The organism is Bacillus sp. SRB_331, from assembly GCF_003264175.1.
GTDB lineage: Bacteria > Bacillota > Bacilli > Bacillales > Bacillaceae_G > Bacillus_A > Bacillus_A mycoides.
On record NZ_NADV01000021.1, the window covers coordinates 107,636 to 128,517 of the forward strand.

Genomic DNA, 20,882 nt, shown 5'->3' on the forward strand with positions numbered 1-20,882 from the left:
AAAGAGTTCTATCGAACTCTAATTTATTAGGCTATCTCCGCAGTCCTTGCGGTTAGAAGCCTTATCGCTTCATTCTTTAGATTGATACTTGCGTTAATATCCCTATCATGATGTGTACTACAAGAAGGGCAGTCCCATTTACGTAGGTTTAGATTTTTAACGTCTTTGTTTTGATATCTACAACAAGAACATAATTGGCTTGAAGCAAATGTTTTCGATACGACAATGACTTGTTTGCCGTATCATTTTGCTTTATATTCCAACATGGTTCGAAACTGTGACCAATGATACCTCACTAATTTCACTTCTAAATACACTTTATCCATCTCTTATTTATATGTAGCGTAGCTTTCCAATTCAAAACTATTTATGAATTTGTAGAAATCTCCACTCCGAAAGAACATTCGTTCTAATTATACACGAACGAACGTTCTTTCGGAAGTGCAACATGTAAATTTTTCAAACAAAATGCAACTTTAATATATGAAGTTTATTCATACTCATTTATTACTCCCTTTTATTAATCAAATTTCTTTGCACTTCCTATCGCATCATAGAATACGTGTAGCAACAATAAAAGCGACTCCACCTAATGTGAAGTCGCTTTTATTGAACTAATTATATTTCTAATTTTACTTTTCTATCCTAACTAACGTTCTTTCTGGAATACAAATTTCAGCTATATCTCATTAACCATCCTTCAACAAAAGCATACACTTTTATTATGAACGAACTCACAAAGCTTTAGAAACTTATGATGTAAAACAATTCATTCCTCATAAGTTTCATACATATCGACAATTACTACCATTTATCCTGCTATTTGCAGGCAGTAAGATTCACACTCATTAATTTTCACTTTCTTTATTGAATATGCTTGGGTTGCATTATAATATGTAATTCTCTCTCTGTTTCTGTTTTTTTCGGATTCCGATAATATTCCAGTTTATATTCTAACACTTCATACTCAACCATCCCAATCTTTATCCCTTTTGTTTCTTTTAATACAGCTAATAGAACGCTTATATTTTCATTAGATGATTCAAAAATTTTCCCTCCGCCTTCTCTCTTAAAAATAACTTTCATATATTCTCCCCCAAATTAATTTAATAATCTAGTAAATATAAAAATATTCATCCTATTTTAATAAAGTGAAGGCTAATAATCAGTGGGGGTTTTGTCCATCACCCACTGATTATTAGCCTTCACCAATCGGGCTTTTACGATCAGTAAGACTCCCACCTAATTCCCTCGCATTCGCCGAATTTTGAGGTGGGAGTCTTACTGCCCACAAATAGCGGGATAAATAATTCTTATTATCATTAAGAACATCCTTTTGTACTAAATGTTCAACATGTCACTTCCTATAAAGTTAATTTATACTCCAATAAATATGATATGTACCATTCTTTAAATTATGTCCTCAATTCACTCTCCACGAAAATATATTTAGTTTATATTTAACAAAATTAATTAACTAAAACATTATCATTTCAACATTTTGCGAATTTAATTGCTTATTCCTTTTATCTACATCCAAATTTTCCTATTGTAATTCTTAATATTTAAATGTAATATTGTATTGTCTTACTATCTATTTATAACTCACACACTAACGCGAAAAGGGAACTCTATATGAGTTCCCTTTTCTATTGAAAACAAAAAAACAGAAATATAGCATTATGCTAAATCTCTGTTTTTCTTCTAAACCTTATTTCTCATCTAAGAATTTAAATGTATCTTTAAATTCTTTATCTGTTACTTTAATATCTGCTTCTTTCAATAGATCATTGATTACTTGTTGTTTCCATTTACCTGTCGCATCTTGCAGTCTTTGTTGTTCTAAATCTTTTCGAATCGTATCTTTTACTTCATCAAATGGTTTCAATTCTTTTTTATCCGTCACTTTTATTATATGATAACCATAAGATGTTTTTATTGGCTCACTTACTTGTCCTGCATCTAATTTATACGCAGCTTCCTCAAACTCTTTCACAGTTTGACCAGGAGCAAAACCAGCGATTTCTCCGCCCTGTTCCTTTGAACCAGTATCTTCCGAATACTGTTTCGCTAAAGCAGTAAAATCTTCACCATTATTTATTTTCTCTTTTACTTCTTTCGCAGTTTTTTCATCTTTCACTAAAATGTGACTTACCTTCATTTCAGGTTTATGGTTATCTTTCACATCTTTATCTGTGACAGTCGCTCTAATCGCTTTCTCAAGTGCAATTTCTGGCTTCATTCTCTCTTTTAATTCATCTTCATTCTTTAATCCTACTTGCTCTAAAGCAACTTTAAACTTGTCACCCATTTGTTCCTTCGCTGCTTCTACTTGTTTTTTAGCTTCTTCATCTGAAACTTTATATTTATCTAGCAATGCCTTATTTAACATCATTTGAGATAAAGTACTTTTTCCATATGTTTGCCTTAATTCTTTACTTAACTCTTTCTCTGTCACGTTTCCTACTTTTGATGTTGCAACATTTTCTGAGGAACCACACGCAGACAATGTTAGCGCCACACATGCAATAATAGTTCCCATAAATAGCTTTTTCTTTTTCAATTCAAATACCTCACTTTGATAAATGTATATTAGGAACTATACAGCGCTATTGTGAAATCAATGTGTTTTCTGCAAGTATTTCTCTTCATGCCAGAGACAAGCTTTATTAAATAAAAAAGCCGGCATAAAGCCGACTTTTTTATTTAATCTGCACATGTTCTTCTTTGATCCATTTGTTCCCACCTATATCTATATATCCATCTTGACAATTCCAAATACGATAAGGGACCTTCCCATCGACCGCACCTGTATCATTCCCGTTTGGCCCATCGTACGTTCTAATTTCATATCCAGGTGTGTACTTTGAATATGCATAAAACCATTGTACATTAAAATGTTCTAACTTAGCCCACTGTTGTTCACCACCTAAACAAATCATATCTTTTTCGCCACCTCCCCAATAACCTTTATAGATTAAATATGGGATTTTTTTCGTAAGTCTTCCTATAAATTGCGGATTCGCAGGATTTTCATATAAATTAATGCCGTATCCATCATCATATTTTGAAACTGCAATACCAATTCCACTTGGTTGCTTACTGTCTCCAATACTAGATTGATTTGTTTGATTTGAACCTATAAACCAAGAAAGATTTTTATTCCCAATTAATTGATTCAAATCACATTTTCCAATACCAGGAACATTTCCTGAATCAGTATATTGCCAAATATCACAAGGATATGCTGGTTTATTCCCTCCATAACGAGGAATCCAAATAAAATCAGCATCAATATTGCGAGCTCCAAATGATACATACGTGTGATGTCCTACATATAAACCAATTTTTTTTGCACCTAATCGGCGTAATTCATCAATAAATGCTTGAGTCCCGCCTTGCATATCTACCATTGTTTGAACTTCTACATCTGCCACCCAAAATTTAGCGTTTTTATCGCCGCGATTCCAAAAATCTTGCGCTTCTTTTTTTGCATCTGAAATAGATATAAAACGGCAAAATGCATAATTCCCAAATGGGATACTACGTTTCTTCATTTCTTTCACATAACCTTGATACATAAAATCGACCGTATTCGAACCATCTTGAACTCTAGCAATAACTAAATCTAGCTGAGACGCTGCAATATCCCAATTAATATTTCCATTCCATTTCGAAATATCTACAATATACCCCATTACTAATCAACTCCTTTTTATTATCTTATTCAAAGCTTGTTTTATTGCTAGACCCATACGCCTAATAGCAAGCTTCTATAAGACAAATAAATATATTTTCATCATTCTTTAAAACTAAATAATTTCTTTTTATCCATAATAAATAAGTCCTTCTTTTTTTTCATTTGTAAACGATAAACTTGCGTTTATTTCATACTAAATATTGGGATAAAACTATAAATAATGTACATACTACATATAAGCAATTTTTGCTTATACTCATGAATGACCTCCAAGATTTTTCAATCTCCCTGTAAAAAGGCAGCTAAAAAAAGCTGCCTTTTTACAATTTATTATATAGAGACAAGTTAATTAACGCTTATTCCCTCATATTAGTCTGTTTTTAAGCTTTTTATAAACATGATATATATTTTTTCACAACACTATTTTGATACGTAATAGAAATTACATCAACTCATACAGTATATGTAATAATCAACTACAATAAAAATTACATATTATATTAATATGTCTTCCTAATTAAAAGGAAATAAACATATAACCTCTGTTATGTAAGGAGTTTATTTAATGAAAAAAATCCCTATCGTATTCAAAGTTCCCCCGAATTCAAAGCTAAAAGTTACATTCTATGGTCCTTGTAACGAAGTAATTACAAATGTATCTTTAATTAATCAACTACTCACCCCTACCTGCCAAACTGTATCTCAATATCCAGACTTCAAGAAATATATAACTGAAGTCCGATCATTATCAAATTGTTAATCGTATAATTTTATGATTTATCATTTCGAACAGTACGATAACAAAATAATAAAAAGAGCCGCATCTTTCAAAAGAAACGGCTCTTTTTCATTTCACAAAACATGACTTCATTAAAAAACTAAAATAACTCATTAATTGATATTCTGTTGATATTTTATTGATATTTTACACATATTAATGAAATGCGCATATATTATCGTATGGAGATTCTCCACTCATAAAACCTATCTTTTTTTGAGCATACTTTATTTGTATGCTCCTTTTTTATTCTTTACTTAACGGCTTACCCTGTTAATATTTCCAAATATCATCTGAACGAACATTGAATATTTCAATTCTTTCTTATTATGTGCTATGAATATAAGTTTAATAATTTATCTGTAGCTACATTTTCAGTATCACTTAAATCGACAAAATAATGAAGTTGCCACAATTGACTCTTCTTAGCTTGATTACTAATAGGTTTATCCCAAATAGGGTAAACCCTCATAGCCATTTTCCCTTTTTGATTTTGAGTTTTTAATATTTTTTCTTTTAGAAGAATCTCTTTTGGAAAAATAAATTGTCCTAGTTTATTATCCGCTATACAAGTGATAACTAAAAGGTTAGGAGCTGAATCATAAGAAAATGCCTGATTGCTCATGGAGGCATTCTTCTCCCAAAAAGAAACAAATTGTCCAATCTTATTAGGCGTAATTTTTGATACCCTAAATCGGATGCTTCTATTATTTAGCTGGAATACCCCTCCTGCATATTCTGAATTTTGCTTTTCTTCTTTTCGTTTAGTAATTAATAGATTATTAGGTTTGTAAATCATTTCATCTAGTTTTTCAATTACATTACTAAAATTTATCATGTAAACGCACCTTTTTTATTTTCCAGTATACCAAGAACATTCGTTCTTGTATATTAAACTTAAACAAATGTTGGCTTTGAATAGTCTTTCAAAGATTATTTTATCTACTCCATCCATAACTTCAAATTTACTTTTATAGTATTTATTACATTACTCTTCCAATTCCTTGTATTCTTCATTATTTCATTAATATATTAATAAAAAACGAGGTACATATTACATGAATCCATCCAAAATTGACTTCGGCTCCATAGAGCAACCTTTATTCCTATTAATTTTATATCTTATCGCAATTCTTTTAACACTCGGCATTACATTTAGTATATGTCATTCCCTTTTACTAAATTTAAATGCACCGAGATGGGTAGCAAAACTGTTAGCTATCGTATTAACTCTAGGTGTTGCTTATCAAGTGTTTATGGACTTATTTTAATATATTACCAATTTAACACCTTTAACTAAAAGGCCCTACCATAAGGTAGAGCCTTTTTCAAAAAAATAGTCCATAAATCACAAACATGTCTTTTATTTTATTGGAGATGGGAATCTTGCAGCCTCAAAATGAGAACCGTCTTCTGTACTACTAATAACCCCATCTATACTACTTTGTGCAAAAATCTCGACAATATCACCTGCATGTAATTGAAGTATTGTTGAAACACTTACGACATTACCGAAATTTATTGGACCAAAAAAGTCGTTATCTATAGCAATTGCCGCATTTCCATTCACTCGAACTTCTACACGCGCTCTATAATTTAAATTTGTATCGTTCGGAAAGAAACCAATCGTCCCAATTACGGAATAAACTCCTCTAGTCTTCGGAGTAAAGTCTGATGTTGCTGGGTTATATTCGTTCGCTAAATCAAATTGTTCATTTTGAAATAATACTTTAACAAAAGTATTAGCTGGAAGGTTTTGATTAACTGTATTTACAGCTCTAAAAGCAGATGCTCTTACAAGGTTATTCTCCTTATGATCGCAAGAACAGTCATCACATCTTTTACCGCACTTATTATAATAATCACTTCTTTTTTTACAGCAATCATGATTTTTCTTTTGGTAACTCTCACAATTCTTACAGTAGTAATAACAAGACATATATAGTGCTCCTTTCTAATCTACTACTGCATAATATGTATGCTAGACTTGGAAAGTTTGGACAGGTTATTGCGATTACAAAAATAAAAATGCTCCACCATAAGGCAGAGCGAAGAGAAAGTATAACTTTTAAAAACAAAGCACTCATGTAATATTATGGTTAAATCAGTAATACAAATTATCTAGTTTCATCAACTCGGATTTTCAGAAAAAACTCCTCTGTACGATTTTATTATTATTGAATAGATTATATTGTTAAGTGAGATATGCAATATTTCATATTTTATTATTTCAATATTCCTTTATTATCGTTGAGTTGTAAACATTCTCTTTAAAACACTTTAAAATCAACACTTACTCTATAACAAATACTTTTTCATCCTTTAGAATTACCTGTAAGCATTATATTCAAATATTATTATTGTAAATTATTGACCTGTACAAACGTATAATTTTTGTGTATTCTATGGACAAGGAGTAAGGTAAGAGTTACTCTTTGCCATTTTAGGAAAGGCCCTGTTGGAGACAACAGGGCCTTTTTTCATATTTTTTTATAGTAAAACACCCAAAATTTATAGACGGTTGGCAATAGCTTTTGCCAACTTCCTCTCTCATCACTCTTATCGTCACCTTTCATTTTGGAAAAATAATATCCCCCACTTAAGAATCCTTGCGTTGCATATAACTCATGAGGTTGTAACATTCTCATTCCAATATCTAAAATTTTATAATTGTTCCCTAGATACGAATCATTTCTTATAAGGGCGCTCTGTACTTGCGCTCTTATATAAATACTTAAATTTATTCCCCCGCATATTTTTATAAATTGTATACAGTTCCATATGGAATTGTTGAAACAGAAATTCCGTATGGTGTAATATGATGCATTGGGTAATAATACTCCATAGATGGATAGTACGGTTGTATGCCTTGCTGTATTTGTTGCATTTGCTGCTGTGCTTGTAACGCTTGTTGAACAGCTTGAATTGTAGTTTGTGCTCCGCTATACGTAATACCCGCCGTACCATACGGACGCATTCTATCTCGGGTATCAAAATATGAATAAAACATTATTATTCAACTCACTTCCATATAAGTTATTACAAAGTATGTTATGATTCTTAATTTCAGTGAGTGTTAAAAACTAGTCCACTAGCTTTTATTCAAATAGCGTTTTTGTTCACCTTCCTTCTTTTGACCCTCACTCTTTCCCGAAATATTCCGGCGATTTTTCGCATTCAAGGCTAATCTTTTCACCGACAATCAATCGGTCTACATTTGCAAGCATCCACGGGTATTCAGGATGCTGCAGGATTGCATTTCTGCGTTGTACCTTTAAATCCCGTACGCTTGGAATCGACTTATGGCATCTTGTAACTTTTCGGCATCGATAGACGTTGTCATGATACCTTGCTCCTGTGGATCAGCTTTACCATAGCCATTGTGCATGGACATCGGGTTTTCTAGCATCTAGCTCACCTCCTTAAAAAATGCAGGATTTTCCTTTCCATTATCGAATTAGTAATGTTTGAAAAGGGGGTGTAATATGGCAGAAATTAAAGTAGGACTTACACAATTTTTAGACTTCACACTGAAAAGTAGTGCAGCTAAAACAAACTTTGTAAAAAATCTAAAATCTCAACCGGAATACCAACCAGCTTTTGATTACTGGAAACAATTACGAGACACTGTTATTAAATTTCATCAAAACGAACTACCTTTTGAATGTTTCGAAACATTAGTGCAAACGGTTGATCAGAAGAAAAAGCAAAACTACATTGATGTCATAAAACAGTACAAAAAATTTATTAAAAACAAAGACGCCTCTTGGTTCGATCCAGGTAAATCACATTGGATATCAGATGATTTAATCGTCCGCTCATCACCTGAACTCGGTTTGCTCATTAATGATGAGCCGCATCTTATCAAACTGTTTTTCAAAGGAAAAAAAGAGCGAATTGATAAATACAACATCAACTCAACGCTGACATTATTAAACGAATCGACATTTTCAAATGAACATAACGATGTGAATTATACGGTTCTTAACATCCAAAAGAACAGAATGTATACGAATAGATCTATTAATAATGATCATTTAATAGCGCTTGAATCAGAAGCTAACCAGTTTTGTTATATATGGAATAAGATGTAAAGAGTACTATTCATCTCTTTCAATACCTTTTCCATGCATAATTTGGGCACAATTTTCACAGATCCTATCAGTTTCGTTTAATTGAAGCTCACCTTCTTGTTCCTCACGAACAATGCAGGGTGGGCGTTTTTTCGAAAATAGTTTCTTTAACCATTTCCGCATCCTAACTCACCTCCTCCGAAAGAGTGATATAATAAGCTCTCTCCACTAAATCAGCGTTAACCCCCTGGTTTTTTAACCGATGAAGAAGTTCTTCGTTTTTTAGAACATGCAAAAGAAAACCGTTATTATATCGCTTATCTTCTTGCTATTACATGTGGAATGCGTAAAGGTGAAATCTTAGGTCTACAATGGAAAAAGATTGCTGATTTTACCTGACATTACTTTAATGGCACTAAATGACCATCTGCAAAAAATCTCTGAGGAAAAAGAGCGATATGATGAAAGCTATAATGACTACGATTTGGTCTGCCGTTTCAGAAGTTTGACACAGCTCTGGAAAAAGCTTATAAAGAAAAGTGAGGTTCCTGATATTCGGTTCCATGTTCTGAGGATTATGTTAAAGCAAGGTATACATCCGAAGATTGTGAGTGAACGATTGGGGCATAAAAAAGTAGGTATCACCTTGGACACCTACTCACATGTTGTACCAGGCCTACAAGAAAAAGCAGTCGAGGATTTTGCAAACAACCTATTTCAAAAACACTAATGTTTGCAAAATGTTTGCAAATACGGATTTTGCATAAAAATACTAGCTTATCCGTGTGACATTGAGAGGAGTCAAAAACATGAAAGAAATCAAAGCTGAACAAGAATTCAAAGACATCATCGCAAGCGAGGAGCCAGTAGTTGTTAAGTTCTTTACTACATGGTGCCCAGATTGCGTGCGTATGGACAACTTTATCGGAGATGTAATGGAAGAGTTCAATAAATTTGAATGGTATTCTATTAATAAAGATGAGTTCCCAAGTATTGCTGAAGAGTATCAAGTAATGGGTATTCCAAGCCTACTTGTATATCAAAATGGCGAAAAGTTAGGTCACTTACATAGTGCAAATGCAAAAACGGAAGAGCAAGTTACTGAGTTTTTAGAAGCATACTAAGAAACGAAAAACCTTTGAAAAATCATCAGAGGTTTTTTTCGTTTTCAAATTGTTCTTTGCCTTTGTCTCTTTCTGGAAAGTGAATATTATAATGCTTGCTCCTCTTCTTATTGAAGAATTTTGTTATCATTTCTTATATATTACTCACATGAGGAATTACAAAGAGTCATTTTGCGAAAAATATATATGAAAAAAATTTTGAGAATCATTATTCTCGCCCTCTTTCCATTTGCCATAATCATCATTAATTGTTTAATAAATTTCCACTTTGTACTTTTCAACATATTTTTCCTTAACGAAACTTTGTTATCCCCTTCTTAAAAAGCTATAAAACATCAACAATGTTTGTATAGACCCACACGAGTTTCGTTTGATACTCTATGTATAGAAAGAAATTCCTTGTAGAAAGGCGAGTGATTAAAATGGATTCTCTTTCTCATAAAGAAGCTGATAAAGGTGCTATTGTCAGCATTATAGCCTACATATTTTTATCCTCTATGAAAATCATCATCAGTTATATTACCCTCTCTAGCGCATTACGTGCTGACGGTTTGAATAACTTAACGGATATTGGTGCTTCTTTAGCAATATTAATTGGCCTGAAAATTTCTCGTAAGCCTCGTGACCCAGATCATCCATATGGGCATTCGCGTGCAGAACAAATCGCATCACTTGTTGCTTCCTTTATTATGGCAACGGTCGGATTAGAAGTTGTTATTAGTGCAATTCAGTCGTTTTTCAATCCGAAACATGCAGCACCTAATGTACTTGCTGCATGGGTGGCTTTATTTTCTGCTGTCGTTATGTACGGTGTATACAAGTATACGAAAAAGATTGCAATGCGAACAAAAAGTAAATCATTAGAGGCTGCTGCAAAAGATAATTTATCAGATGCTCTTGTAAGTATTGGTACAGTAGTAGGTATAGTCGGCGCACAGTTCCAAATGCCTATTTTGGATCCTATTGCTGCTTTACTTGTCGGTCTTATTATTTGTAAGACCGCGTGGGAAATTTTCGTAGAAGCTTCTCATATGCTAACGGATGGAATTGATCCTGAAAAAATGGATGAATACGCTGATGCTATAGGGCATATTTCAGGTGTAGAACATATTGTAGATATTCGTGCTCGTATGTATGGGAACCAAACGTATGTGGATATTACAATTGAAGTAGATGCTCGAATGGATGTTAGCGAAAGCCATTGTATTACTGACAATATTGAAGATATGCTTCGAAAAAAATTCGGAATTTACCATGCTCATATTCATGTGGAGCCCATGCAAAAAGAACCTATTATGACATAGGTTCTTTTTTAATGAACGCCTTATGAAATATAATACATAAAACGAGCCAGCTACCGCCCGCTGCCCATCCGGCTAATATGTCAGATGGATAGTGCACGCCAAGATAAATTCGGCTAACTGAAATAGATAATACAACGAAGCTTGCTATAAAAATAATCAGCAACTTTTTATGCAATGAAATACGATCTTCTGTAATTGTGACGTATGCAATAAATCCTAAAAAAGCAGTAGCATTCATCGTATGACCGCTCGGAAAGCTATATCCAGTTGCTGTAACAAGCTGCGTCACATCAGGTCGTGCTCGTTCATACCATAGTTTGAGCATACTGTTCAAATAACGTGATCCGTAATAATTAATTGTTAGAAGTAATGCACTTAATATTTTTTTTCTAAGAAGAAAATACATTACAAGTATAATGAGTAACGGGAAATATATTCTTTTTGAACCGATAAAGGACACCCAAGTAAAATAGGTTGTCAAATACTCGTTTCGGAAACTTTGAATAAAGTGTGCGACTACATTATCAAATTTTTCAATACAAGCGGTATGATACGAAAGTGATAGTGCGACAAAACAAATGAGTAGTGTACAACTTAACAAGTATAAATGTCGGTATCGTTTCACATACATAACCTCACTATGCAAAAAAATGGAGCGGTTGTTTTAGTTTTCCTCTCCATTTCTTTTTTATGCATAGTTTATTAAAAAATATTATTGTTAATTTTTTGCTGCATCGTTGGAATATCTTCGTTTGTTACTGTAAAGCGAATAACCTTCTCATCAAGATCAAGCGCTTCTGCGAATAAACCAGCCAATCCACGTGATTTTCTATCTACTTCCATAATAATTTCTAATCGGTCGTGGGCACTTGGCAAAATTAATAATTCTAATTCATCTAATTTCCCATAATACTCTCCGGAGACTGGAATAAACTCAAATTCTTGCGCGAATGGAACTTGCTTACGTAATCGATACGGTAATTCTTCGCATTCTACATGACGCGCTTTAAAACCTAATTGATTTACACTATTTAATACACTGTTCAATAGTGCATTCGGCAACACTTGAATATAATCACGGTCACTTGGATCAATACTACGTTTAATATCAAGGCCTGTATGAACCCAAACCGTTTTCATTCCAAGTGTTAGTGGTACTTCAATTGGCATTATAAACGAAAATGGAATTTCCACTTTTTCATTTGGCTCTACAGAAAATGGATCTGTTAAACGAACTCGCTCCAAATCATACGTTGCCGTTACTTTTTTATCATCCACTTCTCTTACATATGACGTCGACAATGTTAAGTAAATGCTTTCAATTTCTTGGTTAACTGAACCTCCAGTTATATGAACCTTCCCTACTATCTCTTCTCCAACTATATACTCATCTTTTTCAAGAACGGTATCTACTTTTGCACTACCAATACCAACGCTTGCTAAAAACTTTTGAAACATGAAGTCTCCATCCTTTCTAAAGCGTAAGCTACATCTTTTTTCAAATCTTGTACATTTTCATAGTATGGCGCTTTCATTTGTAACATTCGCATTAGCATGTCGCGATTATATTCTTCCAGCGCTAACTCTTCATACCAAGGTTTTTCCTTTTTTTCAGTCGATTCATAACTAGCATACAATAAAAATAATACGAAATGACCGAGCGCATAAAAATCGCTACGAAAGTGAACTTCTCGCATCAAAGCTTGTTCACCTTCATAAGTTATAGCACGCTCATCACCCTCACCTTTCAATTTAGCCAATCCAAAATCAATAATACTAATCTGATTTTCTTTCATTAATATGTTTGGAATACGTAAATCTCGGTGAATGATACCTTTACTATGAAAATACGAAACAATTCCTAGTACTTCATATAAAATCCCAAAAACTTCACGTTCATCATATACTTGGCCATCTAAGAAAATACAATCTTCGAAATTTTTTCCCGGCATATACTCCATCACCAAAAAGTTCTTTTTCTCCCATATGAAATGATCATGTAGGTTAGGAATTGACGCATGATTTAATGTTTGTAAAATCACTTTCTCTTGCTCAAATGATTTTCTACCAGACTCATATCTTTGTTTACTTTGCCTTAATTGTTTTAAGACTTTATATTTATTTATTTGCAAATCATTAACGATATATGTAACCCCATAACTGCCCATTCCAATTACTGATTCAATCTTATAACGCTCTGCAACGATTGTATTTTTTCGCAGTGGTCTATCAAATAAAGCTAGTATACGACGCCATTTCATCAGCTACTTGAAAAGAAGCTACGGCTTTTACGTTTTCTTTTATAATGCTGATGCCCATAACCAGATGAACGTCGTTTATAGTCGCTACTTGAATAAGAGCGCCCTCTATGACGATAATCACTACTTGAATACGAACGATGTTTTTTCTTTCCTAATAAAGAATCAATAATTTTTTTGAACATCCCTTCACCTCTTGTATAAAATTTTCTTTTAATTATACCAACAATTCTTGTCTATATTTGTGACAAGTTTGTAAAGAGTAAAAAACGACGAGTTAAGCCCGCCGTTACTTTCAATCTTCCTCTTCATCAAAAACTTCATCAATCATGCATTTCTCTAATAAATACTCAAATGTAATATCTGCCAGGTCCTCAATTTCTTCTCTTTTTGGAACGTACCCTCTTTCAATTAGTCGCTCATAAAAAAACTCCGCAATCTCTTCCGTGTCAATTACGACTTCAATTTCCTTCATGAGCATCACTCCTTTATTTCTGTTTTATGAAAAAATCTCAAAATTATGTATATGAGATTAGAAAAATAGTTTTTCTTTTTTTATAAGTCATATCATGTAGGTAAAGGGCATACGATGTTAGTACAAGCTATCCAAAGGGGGAAATAATAATGGAATACCAATACGAAGTAGAGCAAACAAAAGAAGAGTTCATGCATGAAGATCAATGGGCAGACTCTCTTATTAAATGGCTTTTTATTTTTTTAATAATTGTAGGCATACCTTATACTGCATATGTTGTTGTTCAATTTATTCTCTCTTTCTAGTTAACTATTTTTTCTCTGTCAATTTAACTAAATAATTTTGAACAACATCCATAACAATTTTATATTCTTCATCTTTAAATGTATCGAATAATAAATGATAATCATTATAAATATCTAATAACCCATCAATAATTTCTTGGCGATTCGTCTTTACACTTACTTTTTTTGAATTGTTAATTGACTGCAATTTTCCTAAATCTAATTTATTCATACCAGCTTTATCTTGTTTCATTTTCTTCAAAATTGCATTTGCCGTTTGTGCATTAGCAAGTAATGTTAAATCTGATTCATCAGCTTCTAACCATTCACCATCAGTAATTCGTGACAATTCATATATAGTATCTTCCCATGCATCATTTTTATATCTCCATACTTCTGTACGAAAACCAACAATACGAAAAACATCTTTATCATATCCAGTTACTTGCACGAGATCACCAAACGTAAAGTTATAATTTAATTCAATCCACTCTGTGTCGCCCTTTTTCATTTCTTGCTCTGTAACATGCTGCAAAGTTTGTTCTACATAAAATCCATCGTGATTATTTACTTCGTATACGTAAACTCCATCTAAAACTTTCATATTTGTAACTTTCCCAACGGTTCCATATAGCGTAATCACGACTATGTCTCCTACGTTATATTTAGGTTGTTTTTTCCTTGCCATCAATATCTCTCCTTTTTTAAACGTCGTGATTTTGATAACAGTATATGCAACCTACATAAAAACGCTTATCACAGAAGCTTATATTCATAAATTTTTTCAATAAAAAAGTAGAATTTGTATATAACTTAAAAAAGCTAGTATTTAAACTAGCTTTCACTTTTCATTTATGTTCTAACAGCAAGACGTATTGTAAATAAAAAAGCATAATGAATACTTCACTTCTTTCAAAGTAATGTATTCATTATGCTTTCATTTTCCTAAACCTTCATATCGTTATCTCTCTTGTATATATAAATCCCATGCATCATCAAATATAGACATACTTTCTAGCATTCCACTTAACTCTAAGTATGAACTAATTACATCATAGTCTTCAGATTGCTTCGGAAAACTTAAATCATCATACATCGCCTCTGCTAAATCTGATATTTCATTTTTAAATAAAGCTGCACGGTGCTTCATCATATAATGGTAAAATGTCTTTTTCAAAAATATTCCCTACCTTTCTAACTTGGGTACATTATACAAGGCAAAAAAGAAAAAAACCAGCATAAAAGCTGGTTAAAAGTCGAAATAATTCCTTTTTAATAAACGTGGTCTTCCCATCAACTCTTCGTATGTTAGTTGTTTTGGCAAATCTTTCGTATAAATTAAAAACAACTGATCTTCAATTTCTTTTACAGTATGGTCTGCTTGATAGTCCATTCCACATGAGGAACAAGTAATACATGGTGTCTCTTGGATTTCAATGGCTTTCGTACCATCTGGTAATTCCCAATATACAGTATTCAAGCTTTCTTTCGCTTCTGTACTGTCACACCACATACAATTCATACTACGTCACCCTCATTTTTTTTGTCATCATCTAACTTTGCTATTTGTGCTTGATATTTTTTATCTTTTAATTGATCACGCTTATCACGTTTATCTTTTAAAGAAGCATGCGTTTCATTGACTTCATAATCTTTGCGGCGATTCATACGTTGTAAATCATCTGGAACAAGATTAAATTTCTTATCACTCATCAATCCTGCAACGCCGATATCAGAACGTTTCTCTTCATAAGTCGGATAAATTTCTTTAAAGTAGCCTTCTGCTCTTCCTGGGATATAGTTTTCTGGTTCTGGATACGTTGTAATAACCCCTTCAAAGTTACGAAGAACAACTTTATCCGCACTTTGTGAAATTAAATAGTTTGGCTGAAGCGCAATTTTACCGCCTCCACCCGGTGCATCGACAACGAAAGTTGGTACTGCATAACCAGACGTATGTCCACGTAAGCCTTCAATAATTTCAAGACCTTTCGAAACTGGTGCACGGAAATGACCGATACCTTCTGATAAATCACATTGATAAATGTAATATGGACGAACACGAATTTTCACTAAATCATGCATAAGTTTTTTCATAATTGGAACGCTGTCATTAATTCCAGCTAAAATTACAGCTTGGTTTCCAATTGGAACACCTGCATTTGCAAGCATTTCACATGCTAGTTTCGATTCTTCTGTAATCTCAATAGAAGTGTTAAAATGCGTATTTAACCATACTGGATGGTATTTTTTAATTATGTTACACAGGTTTTCTGTAATACGCTGTGGGAATACAACTGGTGCTCTCGTTCCGATACGAATAATCTCAACATGCGGGATTGCTCGTAAATTCTTTAATACATATTCTAAAATTTTATCATTAATTAGAAGTCCATCACCGCCAGAAATTAAAACGTCACGTACTTGTGGTGTTTCACTAATATAAGCAATCGCATCATCTAATTGCTTTTTCGGTACGCCCATTCCAATTTGTCCACTAAAACGACGACGTGTACAGTAACGACAATACATAGAACATTGATTCGTTACTAAAAATAGTACACGGTCTGGATAACGATGAGTTAATCCTGGAACTGGTGAATCTTCATCTTCATGAAGAGGATCTTCTAAATCATATTTTGTTTTATATAACTCTTCCGAAATCGGTACTGATTGCATCCGAATCGGACAGCGTGGGTCATCAGGATTCATTAGCCAAGCATAGTACGGTGTAATGTTTAACGGGATCGTTTTCGTTGAAATTTTAACGCCTTCTTCTTCGTCAGGTGTTAAGTTAATTACTTTCTTTAAATCATCTAAAGTTTTGATCGTATTCGTTAATTGCCAAACCCAATCATTCCATTGTTCTTCTGTAACATCTTTCCATAATTCAATATCCTTCCAGTGACGATTTGGTTTGTATACATCATGTAACATTGCTATTCCCCCTTTTTATACGCTCATCCTTTATATAAGCAATAATTATGCCAACTTCATATTCTTGATAAGTAAATGCGAGAAATACCCTATTATATAAGAGAATAAATATTTTTAAGTGCTGTACTAAAACGATATTTACTATCATATTCATTACTTGTTATATATGTAAACGCTCTTTTATTGGTGCAAACACACAAAAACCGCCGATTATTCGGCGGTTTTGTCGTACTTGCTCAGTTTATATTGAAGCGTTTGACGAGGAATACCTAACATTTTTGCTGCTTGCAAAATATTCCCTTCCGTTTCAATTAACGCTTGATCTATTAATTCCTTTTCCGTTTGATGAAGAGCTTCCCTAAGCGGTAATATACTTTTCTTCTTCGGAAGTTTCTCTTTCCGAAATGTTCGTGGCAAGCAATTTGCTGTTAACGAATTCCCTTCTGTAATAATGACAGCATGTTCAATCGTATGCTTTAACTCACGAACATTTCCAGGCCATTGATAAGCTTGTAATCTTTCTTTCGCTTCCTTATCAATTTGAAGTACACCTTTTTTATAACTTTTATTATATTCTTTCAAAAAGTAAGACGCTAATAACAGTACATCCTCAGTTCTTTCGCGAAGCGGCGGGATATATAATGAAAATACATTTAATCGATAGTATAAATCAGTGCGAATTTTATTTTCTCTTAAACATACTTCTGGAGGCTGATTCATTGCAGTAATAACGCGAACATCTACTTTTCTCGTCTTATTATCACCAATGCGACGAATAACTCCATCTTCTAATACACGTAGCATTTTCGCTTGTAAATCAAGCGGCATTGAATTCAGTTCATCTAAAAATAATGTCCCTCCATCTACAAGTTCAAATAATCCTGCTCGTTCGATTGCCCCTGTATAACTACCTTTTGTCGTGCCAAACAGCAAACTTTCTAATAGCGACTCTGGCAAAGCTGCACAGTTTTGTGCAATAAACGGCTTATTTTTTCGTTTAGAAGCTTCATGAATCGCTTGCACAAATAGCTCTTTCCCCGTTCCAGTTTCACCATATATTAAAACATTTGCATCGGTTGGCGCTACTTTTTGTGCTAACTCTTTCGTCTGTTTAAAGCGGGAATCATCAGTTACAATTGTCTCGAATGCAACATGCTTTTTCACCATTTTTTTGCTAGTCGATCGTTTTATTTTCGATTGTAGATCTACAATCGTATCAGTAAGCTTTTGAATAGTAGAATAATCTTTCGCAATTTCTACAGCACCAGCAATATTTCCATCTATTAAAATAGGTAACGTTGTATTGACCGTACAAACGTCTTCCCCATTTAAATTTTGGTAATGTTGAACTTGGTGTACGATTGGTTTTTTTGTATCTAATACTTTCATCAACGTACTTGTTTCTCTGGATAATGACGGGAATGCTTCTAATAAATGCTTTCCTAGCACATTTTCAATTTTAGATCCATCATGTTTTGCAGCAACTGTATTATAAAATATTGTAATCCCATTTTCATCTACCGCATGTATGGCCTCATCTATACTGCCCAAAATCGCTTCAATGACTTCCTGTGTCGAAACTGCTAGCAATGTCATCCCCCCTTTTGCCGAAAATCCAGCAAATTCAACGCCGAATTTTCGGCACCCTCTGTGCGATTATAAGCATGACGATTCCGTTCTATTATTTTGATGAAATGTGTATATATTTTTATTGCTTATTTATGGTTAAGTGAAACTTTAATCAGTGGGGCTTTATTATTAACCCGACTCCCACCTAACTTCTTTGCTTTACAGCCGAATTTTGAGGCGGGAGTCTTACTGCTTTCGAATAGCTGGATAAATCTTTCACCCATATATTCATATCTTCCAACTTATCAAAAATGTAGCAATTATTCGCAAGCCTTCCCGTATATGTATAGCCTAATTGATGAAAGGCTGCATTCATACCGAAAGATAGCGAGCGAGCAATTGTATAAGAACAAAAAATAGATTTTTCTTGGAGCTCTTCCTCCAATTTAATTAACAGACTTTTCATGAAACCATGTTTTCGATATTCAGGTAATGTAGCACAATTCGTTAATTCTGCATTACCTTCTTTCACGTTCATTTCAGCAGATGCTGTACTAATAATTTTCCCCTCGAATTCATAAACATAGTAAATTGTATCGTCTTCCTTCATCGTCTGCTTTACATAATTCCCATCATTTAATGGTGTCGGATAAACTTCAAATACTTTTCCAAAGACAATTGCTAATTCTTCCGCATCCTCTTCTGTCGCTTTTCTTAACACAAATTCCTCTGGGACTATTTTTTCTTTCACTTCTTTTTCTTTTACACCACTTAAAATAGTATCTTCCTCAGTCCAATGAATACTATTTCGTCTTTCATCATTATGATATTTCACGAAGAAGTGCGCATCGTGCCCTTGAAAATAATGAGGTATCGTTGCTTCCAGTAAGAAACCGAAAGAGAGCCATGTTGAAACATGCTCTCCCTTTCCTTTAATAATACATTTAGTGAAAGAATGTTTCTTTGCTAATTCATCGATTGTTTGTATGATGCTTTCAACATTTCCTGTATAGTGATCAACTCTAATACGTTTATTAAAATAATCTAAAACCCCTTCTACTGTATAATGCTTTGTCTGTTCACTAAAAGATTCATAGTATTTCATTTTTTCACCTCACACCAATCTAGTAATGTACATGCAATTATTTTTGCGGCAGCAATCATTTTATCAACTTCTATATATTCGTTTGGATAGTGTGCTACTTTCGTCTCTCCTGGACCAAATACTATCGTGGGTACGTTAGCTATTTGTGTGAACAAACCTCCATCTGTTCCCCATGGCGAAGCTTCTATAATCGGCTCGTTCCCTTCGATTTCAACAAAGTTATGTTGAAGCGTTGTAATAAGTGGATGATTTTCTTCTAGTTCACCAGGAACCCATCTAGCCCCAAACCATTCTACTTCTACAGGATTTTTTACAAACCAACTATCCATATCTTTTAATTCACCAATCCAGCCCTCAAACTCTTCTTTTGCTGCCTCTATAGTCTCATTCGGCGCAATACCACATCTTCCTTCTAAAATTAATGAATCGGGAACAGAACTTGGCCAGCTTCCCCCTTCAATTTTCCCAACGTTAATTGGAATTGGAATCGGAATCCCCTTAAATAACGGATCTGTAATTCGACCATTTCTCTTCTCTTCTAATTTTCTCAAATGCTCTACAACAAACATACTTTTTTCAATTGCACTTATTCCTTCATAACGTGTACCACCGTGTGCTGCTTTTCCTTTTATATGTAGACGAAACCACATTGATCCTTGTTGTTTCGGAAAAAACTTCATATTCGTCGGCTCAGGAATAATAACGCCATCTGCCTTATATCCTCGTAAAATAGCGGCTAATGTTCCTGCCCCACCGCTCTCTTCTTCTATTACACTTTGAAAATGTATATCACCTTTTAGTTCAATACCAGATTCAATAATCGCTTCCATCGCAAGCATAAGTGAGACATTGCCGCCTTTCATATCTGTTGTTCCACGTCCATATATGCGGTTTCCTATTTTCTCTCCACTATATGGATGATGGTCCCACTGATTTACATCCCCTTCTGGCACGACATCAATATGCCCGTTTAAAATCATAGATTTCCCTTCGCCACTTCCTTTTAAAGTCGCTACAATGTTCGGGCTATCTGTAAAACTTATACGAGGTGATACGAAATAAGGGTGATCTTTCATTTCATTAAAAGCAGGCTCCCAAATATCAAGATCTAGACCTAACTCACGCAACTTTTCAATAACAATTGCCTGCGCACCACTTTCATCACCAGATACGCTCTTTTCTTGAATTAATCGTGTTAAAAATTTTACACTCTCTTCTTCATGACCCTCAATATAATCACAAACTTGTTTTTTTAATTGCTCCATATATTACAAC

The 20,882-nt window shown here is 33.6% G+C and carries 26 protein-coding genes and 3 pseudogenes; 7 read left to right on the forward strand and 22 right to left on the reverse strand.

From position 1 onward, the window contains the following. Positions 1-26 precede the first annotated feature (26 nt). From B5P42_RS14585 to B5P42_RS14600, 4 genes and pseudogenes are all read right to left on the reverse strand, one after another. A pseudogene (locus tag B5P42_RS14585) lies at positions 27-284 on the reverse strand (zinc ribbon domain-containing protein); the annotation flags it as partial. 580 nt (positions 285-864) lie between these two features. Continuing rightward, entirely contained in the window at positions 865-1,086 is a 222-nt protein-coding gene (locus tag B5P42_RS14590; protein WP_002012623.1) for a hypothetical protein, read from the reverse strand. A gap of 625 nt (positions 1,087-1,711) precedes the next feature. After that, positions 1,712-2,563: a peptidylprolyl isomerase PrsA gene (locus tag B5P42_RS14595; protein ID WP_002031835.1), complete on the reverse strand. Its 852-nt coding sequence runs from the start codon at positions 2,561-2,563 to the stop codon at positions 1,712-1,714. Between the two features lie 285 nt (positions 2,564-2,848). Beyond that, positions 2,849-3,698, reverse strand: a pseudogene (locus B5P42_RS14600) (glycoside hydrolase family 25 protein); the annotation flags it as partial. A 567-nt stretch (positions 3,699-4,265) separates the two neighbouring features. Here B5P42_RS14600 and B5P42_RS14605 point away from each other — a divergent pair. Continuing rightward, entirely contained in the window at positions 4,266-4,460 is a 195-nt protein-coding gene (locus tag B5P42_RS14605; protein ID WP_002085768.1) for a hypothetical protein, read from the forward strand. 352 nt (positions 4,461-4,812) lie between these two features. Here the strand turns inward: B5P42_RS14605 and B5P42_RS14610 are convergent, their stop codons facing one another. Continuing rightward, positions 4,813-5,316 (reverse strand): MepB family protein, encoded by a 504-nt coding sequence (locus B5P42_RS14610; protein ID WP_113734514.1) that lies wholly within the window; start codon positions 5,314-5,316, stop codon positions 4,813-4,815. Between the two features lie 220 nt (positions 5,317-5,536). On the opposite strand from B5P42_RS14610, the gene B5P42_RS14615 reads away from it, so the two are divergent. Then, positions 5,537-5,749 (forward strand): hypothetical protein, encoded by a 213-nt coding sequence (locus B5P42_RS14615; RefSeq protein ID WP_113734515.1) that lies wholly within the window; start codon positions 5,537-5,539, stop codon positions 5,747-5,749. 92 nt (positions 5,750-5,841) lie between these two features. Here B5P42_RS14615 and B5P42_RS14620 read toward each other — a convergent pair whose 3' ends face one another. From B5P42_RS14620 to B5P42_RS32690, 4 genes and pseudogenes are all read right to left on the reverse strand, one after another. Further along, positions 5,842-6,417, reverse strand: coding sequence for a C1q-like domain-containing protein (locus B5P42_RS14620; RefSeq protein WP_002127263.1), 576 nt, complete (start codon positions 6,415-6,417; stop codon positions 5,842-5,844). Between the two features lie 819 nt (positions 6,418-7,236). Continuing rightward, positions 7,237-7,488 carry a DUF3947 family protein gene (locus B5P42_RS14625; protein WP_002127261.1) on the reverse strand — a complete coding sequence of 84 codons (252 nt, stop codon included), beginning with the start codon at positions 7,486-7,488 and terminating at the stop codon, positions 7,237-7,239. 133 nt (positions 7,489-7,621) lie between these two features. After that, positions 7,622-7,756, reverse strand: a pseudogene (locus B5P42_RS33250) (YqaJ viral recombinase family protein); the annotation flags it as partial. Beyond that, the gene (locus tag B5P42_RS32690) at positions 7,753-7,887 is read right to left on the reverse strand and encodes a hypothetical protein (RefSeq protein WP_258397500.1); all 135 of its coding nucleotides are present in this window, start codon (positions 7,885-7,887) and stop codon (positions 7,753-7,755) included. The gene B5P42_RS32690 and the pseudogene B5P42_RS33250, both read right to left, overlap by 4 nt. Before the next feature lie 76 nt (positions 7,888-7,963). Between B5P42_RS32690 and B5P42_RS14630 the strand changes: the two genes are divergently transcribed. Beyond that, the gene (locus B5P42_RS14630; RefSeq protein ID WP_113734516.1) at positions 7,964-8,572 is read left to right on the forward strand and encodes a hypothetical protein; all 609 of its coding nucleotides are present in this window, start codon (positions 7,964-7,966) and stop codon (positions 8,570-8,572) included. Between the two features lie 6 nt (positions 8,573-8,578). On the opposite strand, the gene B5P42_RS32010 is transcribed toward B5P42_RS14630, so the two are convergent. Beyond that, on the reverse strand, positions 8,579-8,734 hold the full coding sequence (locus B5P42_RS32010) for a hypothetical protein (RefSeq protein WP_002065248.1): 156 nt from the start codon (positions 8,732-8,734) through the stop codon (positions 8,579-8,581). Positions 8,735-8,933: 199 nt separating this feature from the next. On the opposite strand from B5P42_RS32010, the gene B5P42_RS14640 reads away from it, so the two are divergent. From B5P42_RS14640 to B5P42_RS14650, 3 genes are all read left to right on the forward strand, one after another. Further along, on the forward strand, positions 8,934-9,281 hold the full coding sequence (locus B5P42_RS14640; protein WP_113734517.1) for a site-specific integrase: 348 nt from the start codon (positions 8,934-8,936) through the stop codon (positions 9,279-9,281). A gap of 79 nt (positions 9,282-9,360) precedes the next feature. Further along, positions 9,361-9,675: a thioredoxin family protein gene (locus tag B5P42_RS14645; protein ID WP_002012639.1), complete on the forward strand. Its 315-nt coding sequence runs from the start codon at positions 9,361-9,363 to the stop codon at positions 9,673-9,675. 422 nt (positions 9,676-10,097) lie between these two features. Continuing rightward, entirely contained in the window at positions 10,098-10,979 is an 882-nt protein-coding gene (locus B5P42_RS14650; protein WP_002189522.1) for a cation diffusion facilitator family transporter, read from the forward strand. Here B5P42_RS14650 and B5P42_RS14655 read toward each other — a convergent pair. From B5P42_RS14655 to B5P42_RS14675, 5 genes are all read right to left on the reverse strand, one after another. Further along, positions 10,969-11,604 (reverse strand): phosphatase PAP2 family protein, encoded by a 636-nt coding sequence (locus tag B5P42_RS14655; RefSeq protein ID WP_002127255.1) that lies wholly within the window; start codon positions 11,602-11,604, stop codon positions 10,969-10,971. The genes B5P42_RS14650 and B5P42_RS14655 overlap by 11 nt on opposite strands. A gap of 77 nt (positions 11,605-11,681) precedes the next feature. Next, on the reverse strand, positions 11,682-12,437 hold the full coding sequence (locus B5P42_RS14660) for a sporulation protein (RefSeq protein WP_113734518.1): 756 nt from the start codon (positions 12,435-12,437) through the stop codon (positions 11,682-11,684). Continuing rightward, complete coding sequence (locus B5P42_RS14665) at positions 12,419-13,240, reverse strand: serine/threonine protein kinase (RefSeq protein ID WP_088032870.1); 822 nt, start codon at positions 13,238-13,240, stop codon at positions 12,419-12,421. The genes B5P42_RS14660 and B5P42_RS14665 overlap by 19 nt, the downstream gene beginning before the upstream one ends. Then, a complete protein-coding gene (locus tag B5P42_RS14670) occupies positions 13,240-13,422 on the reverse strand; it encodes a hypothetical protein (RefSeq protein ID WP_000473368.1) in 183 nt (60 codons plus the stop codon). Before B5P42_RS14670 ends, B5P42_RS14665 begins: the two co-directional genes overlap by 1 nt. A gap of 110 nt (positions 13,423-13,532) precedes the next feature. Continuing rightward, entirely contained in the window at positions 13,533-13,712 is a 180-nt protein-coding gene (locus B5P42_RS14675) for a YozD family protein (RefSeq protein WP_002012644.1), read from the reverse strand. Positions 13,713-13,861: 149 nt separating this feature from the next. On the opposite strand from B5P42_RS14675, the gene B5P42_RS14680 reads away from it, so the two are divergent. Continuing rightward, a complete protein-coding gene (locus tag B5P42_RS14680) occupies positions 13,862-14,017 on the forward strand; it encodes a DUF3930 family protein (protein WP_002018281.1) in 156 nt (51 codons plus the stop codon). 4 nt (positions 14,018-14,021) lie between these two features. On the opposite strand, the gene B5P42_RS14685 is transcribed toward B5P42_RS14680, so the two are convergent. From B5P42_RS14685 to B5P42_RS14715, 7 genes are all read right to left on the reverse strand, one after another. Next, positions 14,022-14,684: a hypothetical protein gene (locus tag B5P42_RS14685; RefSeq protein WP_044441863.1), complete on the reverse strand. Its 663-nt coding sequence runs from the start codon at positions 14,682-14,684 to the stop codon at positions 14,022-14,024. A 273-nt stretch (positions 14,685-14,957) separates the two neighbouring features. Continuing rightward, positions 14,958-15,173: a YozE family protein gene (locus tag B5P42_RS14690; RefSeq protein WP_002085796.1), complete on the reverse strand. Its 216-nt coding sequence runs from the start codon at positions 15,171-15,173 to the stop codon at positions 14,958-14,960. A gap of 72 nt (positions 15,174-15,245) precedes the next feature. Next, the gene (locus tag B5P42_RS14695) at positions 15,246-15,518 is read right to left on the reverse strand and encodes a YokU family protein (RefSeq protein WP_002085797.1); all 273 of its coding nucleotides are present in this window, start codon (positions 15,516-15,518) and stop codon (positions 15,246-15,248) included. Next, positions 15,515-16,933 carry a lysine 2,3-aminomutase gene (gene kamA, locus B5P42_RS14700; protein ID WP_002012651.1) on the reverse strand — a complete coding sequence of 473 codons (1,419 nt, stop codon included), beginning with the start codon at positions 16,931-16,933 and terminating at the stop codon, positions 15,515-15,517. Before kamA ends, B5P42_RS14695 begins: the two co-directional genes overlap by 4 nt. 210 nt (positions 16,934-17,143) lie before the next feature. Next, positions 17,144-18,529, reverse strand: a complete 1,386-nt coding sequence (gene rocR, locus B5P42_RS14705) for an arginine utilization transcriptional regulator RocR (protein WP_002065240.1) — start codon at positions 18,527-18,529, stop codon at positions 17,144-17,146. Between the two features lie 178 nt (positions 18,530-18,707). After that, positions 18,708-19,607 carry a putative beta-lysine N-acetyltransferase gene (gene ablB, locus B5P42_RS14710; protein ID WP_002085802.1) on the reverse strand — a complete coding sequence of 300 codons (900 nt, stop codon included), beginning with the start codon at positions 19,605-19,607 and terminating at the stop codon, positions 18,708-18,710. Continuing rightward, positions 19,604-20,872, reverse strand: coding sequence for a peptidase (locus B5P42_RS14715; RefSeq protein WP_113734519.1), 1,269 nt, complete (start codon positions 20,870-20,872; stop codon positions 19,604-19,606). Before B5P42_RS14715 ends, ablB begins: the two co-directional genes overlap by 4 nt. Positions 20,873-20,882 lie beyond the last annotated feature (10 nt).